Genomic DNA, 3,909 nt, shown 5'->3' on the forward strand with positions numbered 1-3,909 from the left:
ACTGGAACATGGGCTTGACCCCGACTGGGTCATCATCGACCACAACAATGAAGAAACCGTCGAGAGCGTCCTTGATCAGGGCTTTTATGCCGGATTTACAATTTACCCCTTTACCAAAATGGGTAACGAGCGCATGGTCAAGGTCGTGGAGCGTTACGGACCCGAGAAAATTATGATCAATTCTGCGGCCGACTGGGGCATTTCCGATCCGCTGGCGCTGCCCAAAACTGCCGCCCTTATGAAAATGCGCGGCATCCCCGACGATGTGATCAGGAAAGTCACCTACCAGAATGCCATCGATGCCTTTGGGCAAAGCGGCCAGATTGACGAAACGGTTTTTGCCAACGGCCTGGAGATCGACCAAACCCAGAAGATGAACGGCAATACCATTCTGCGCGGCGGACAGCAGCCACGGATTGCCAAAGAATCGCTGTTTATCAAGTAAATGGCCAGTCTGAAACCCTATTTACAACTTACCCGCCCGGCCAATTTGCTGACTGCTCTGGCCGATATTCTGGCGGGCATAGCCATTGCCGGATTTTCCTTTACAGGCGGCAGCTATTTTTATCTACTGCTCGCGACGCTTGGCCTTTACGGCGGCGGGGTAGTTTTGAACGATGTATTCGACGCTGAACTCGACGCCATCGAACGGCCTGAGCGCCCTATTCCCAGTGGTAAAGTGTCGTTGCGTTCGGCCACATTGCTCGGGGGAATCCTATTGGCCCTCGGAATACTCTGCGCCAGATTGTATTCCCTCGAAAGCGGACTCATCGCTCTGGGCATTGCGCTACTGGTCATCCTCTACGATCGCAACGCCAAGCATAGCAAACTTTGGGGGCCCATCGTGATGGGTATGTGCCGGGGCGGTAATTTACTATTGGGAATCAGCGTATTACCTGATTCATTATCTCAATATTCGTGGGTTGGCCTGGTTCCTATCGTCTATATTGGGGCCATCACCATGATTAGCCAGGATGAAGTACACGGCGGCAAGCAGCGTACGTTATATTTGGCGGGCTTGCTGTACGCTTCCGTGCATTTGGTACAACTTTTTGTGGCCTATTCACAAGGTAATTTGTTGATCGCGATTCCGTGGGTGGTGCTGCACGTGTTTTTGGTTGCTCGTCCGTTGTGGGCCGCTATCCAGAATCCCGTTGGCCCAATGATCGGAAAGGCGGTGAAAGCCGGGGTACTTTCGCTCATCGTTATGGACGCTGCCTGGTGCGTCGCCTTCGGATACTGGCCGCTCGCCCTGCTCGTGCTTTTGCTTTTACCGTGTTCTATTTTCCTAGCCAAGATTTTCGCCGTGACCTGAGTCACCATATTCATGCAGACCATCCACCAACAGTTCCAGATCGACTATTCGTATTCGATTTTTTTTACCCAAAATCTTTTTTCAAAAAATAATTCGACGCTCCACGATTTTCTGGAATCGTTCGAAACGGATGGTTTTCAGCGCAAGGCTCTTTTTGTCCTCGACGCCGGATTATTACCGCATTACCCTCAACTTCAAGAAAACATCAGGGCATATTTTGTGGAGAGTAAATCCGCCGCGTCTTTGGTCGATAAAATCTTGACTGTACCCGGTGGGGAAGCCGCCAAAAATGATCCGGCCTTATTCGACACCATCGTAAAAGCCATTGACAAGCAAGGCATAGACCGCCATTCGCTGGTCATCGGTATTGGCGGTGGGGCGGTGCTGGATCTGGTAGGTTACGCGGCGGCAGTGTCGCACCGGGGCATCCGGCATATCCGAATTCCCACCACGGTACTTTCGCAAAACGACTCGGGCGTAGGCGTCAAGAATGGCATCAACTACCAGGGCAAGAAAAATTTCCTGGGCACCTTCGCGCCACCTGTAGCGGTGTTCAATGACAGTACTTTCCTGCAAACCCTCGACAACCGCGACTGGCGCGGCGGTATTTCGGAAGCAATCAAAGTGGCCTTGATCAAAGATAAGACCTTCTTTGAGTGGATAGAAACCAATGCCGATGCACTGGCGATGCGTGACCTACCCACGATGGAAAAGCTAATTCATCGCTGTGCCGAAATGCACACCGATCATATCCGCAGCGGCGACCCCTTCGAGTTTGGTTCTTCCCGCCCGCTGGACTTTGGTCACTGGGCTGCGCACAAGCTGGAGTACCTTACCAATTTCGAGGTCCGTCACGGCGAAGCGGTGGCGATAGGAATTGGGCTGGACAGCATCTATTCTCATAAAATGGGATATATCGAGGAAGCAGACTTAACAAGAATTCTTAGTCTATTTGAGAAGCTGGGTTTCAATTTATACAATTCCAGACTCTCGGAGAACGACAAGATTAATCTGCGCCATGGCCTGGCCGAATTTCGGGAACATCTCGGCGGGCGGCTCACTATCATGCTGCTGGCCGCCATTGGCCTGGGTGTCGAAGTCCACGAAATGGACGAAGGCATAATTTCTGATTCGGTGGACTATCTTGCAAATCGGTATCTCAGCGAATCTGTGTAAAAACGCTGACCCTAGCTTTTATCCAAAAACCAGAAAATGAAAACCTCCTACGGCCACCTCACCTACTGCAGCAACATCCATCCCGGCGAAGCCTGGGACGCGCATTTCAAAGAGTTGAAGGAAAATCTTCCCTTCATACGGGAGGAGCTGGCCGACGGTCAGCCCTTCGCCCTGGGTTTGCGGCTGGCCAACGATGCCTCAGTGGAACTTAGCCAACCGGAACGTTTGGGGGAATTCAAGGAATGGCTGGCAAAAAATGACCTGTACGTGTTCACAATGAATGGCTTTCCTTATGGGGGCTTCCATAATACCGTCGTCAAGGATCAGGTACACGCACCCGACTGGACCACCACCGAGCGCACCGATTACTCGCGGCGTCTGTTTTCGATTCTTGCCCAATTGCTGCCCGAAGGAATGGACGGCGGCGTATCGACCTCGCCCCTCTCCTACCGTTTTTGGTGGCCAGACGAGGCCGCCACGGAAAATGCCTTTCAAACGGCCACACAAAATATCCTGCAAATCGCCGACTACCTGATCGAAATCAAGAGGGAAACGGGGAAGGTTATGCACCTGGACATTGAGCCGGAGCCCGACGGACTGCTGGAAAACTCGACAGAGTTCGTAAACTGGTACCGCGATCATCTGCTACCAATGGGCATTCCTTATTTGCAGGAAAAATACGGGTTCACTGATTCTCAGGCCAAGGATGCTTTGTTGGATCATATTCGGCTTTGCTTCGATGTCTGCCACGTGGCGGTAGCTTACGAGGAACCGCAGAAAGTGCTGGAACGGCTGGATTCCGTGGGAATTAAAGTGGGCAAAATTCAGATTAGTTCGGCATTGAGAATGGATTTAGAGGGAAACAAAGGAGAGAAGATCGAATCACTTCGTTCGTTCAATGAGCCGGTCTATCTGCATCAGGTAGTCGCTCGTCGATCCGACGGTACATTTACAAAATATCCTGACCTGCCCGAAGCTTTGGCCAGCAAAAACGCGGCGGATGCTGAGGAATGGCGAATCCATTTCCACGTGCCGCTCTTTGTGGATTCCTACGGGAAGCTAAATTCTACGCAAGCCGAAATTGTCAAAACGCTGGATTTGCTGAAAGAAAACCCCTTTACCCAACACATGGAAGTAGAAACCTACACCTGGGGCGTGCTGCCCGAAGAAATCCAAAAACCGATCGGGGAGTCGATCGTGCGGGAATTGCGGTGGGTGCTGGGAAAATTAGATTAACTCCCGGACAATCATGCGGGTATTCGTTTTTGTTATTTTGACGTCACTCCGATTGGCTGCGGTGGGCTTTGGCCAACCAACGGGAAATCTTCGTATCAGAACAATAGACGACGAAAACGACAAGCCCACACCCGTGCGCGTCCGGCTCACCCAGTCAGGAAAGCCGATACCCGCCCTTCCAG

Annotated in this window: 3 protein-coding genes and 1 pseudogene; all 4 read left to right on the plus strand. The window is 51.8% G+C overall.

What is annotated here, in order from left to right; all coding sequences use genetic code 11:
* Nucleotides 1-445 (plus strand): annotated as a pseudogene (locus tag ACEW8P_RS19950) (hydrolase TatD); the annotation flags it as partial.
* Nucleotides 446-1,315 carry a UbiA-like protein EboC gene (gene eboC, locus ACEW8P_RS19955; protein WP_373514833.1) on the plus strand — a complete coding sequence of 290 codons (870 nt, stop codon included), beginning with the start codon at nt 446-448 and terminating at the stop codon, nt 1,313-1,315.
* A gap of 12 nt (nt 1,316-1,327) precedes the next feature.
* Complete coding sequence (locus ACEW8P_RS19960; RefSeq protein WP_373514834.1) at nt 1,328-2,491, plus strand: 3-dehydroquinate synthase; 1,164 nt, start codon at nt 1,328-1,330, stop codon at nt 2,489-2,491.
* 36 nt (nt 2,492-2,527) lie between these two features.
* Complete coding sequence (gene eboE, locus ACEW8P_RS19965) at nt 2,528-3,727, plus strand: metabolite traffic protein EboE (RefSeq protein WP_373514835.1); 1,200 nt, start codon at nt 2,528-2,530, stop codon at nt 3,725-3,727.
* The last annotated feature ends 182 nt before the right edge of the window (nt 3,728-3,909 follow it).

Source organism: Persicitalea sp., assembly GCF_041751555.1.
Lineage (GTDB): Bacteria > Bacteroidota > Bacteroidia > Cytophagales > Spirosomataceae > Persicitalea.

Coding starts and splice junctions, on each gene's coding strand:
- eboC (WP_373514833.1), top strand. CDS start 446: ATGGCCAGTCTGAAACCCTATTTACAACTTACCCGCCCGGCCAATTTG.
- ACEW8P_RS19960 (WP_373514834.1), top strand. CDS start 1,328: ATGCAGACCATCCACCAACAGTTCCAGATCGACTATTCGTATTCGATT.
- eboE (WP_373514835.1), top strand. CDS start 2,528: ATGAAAACCTCCTACGGCCACCTCACCTACTGCAGCAACATCCATCCC.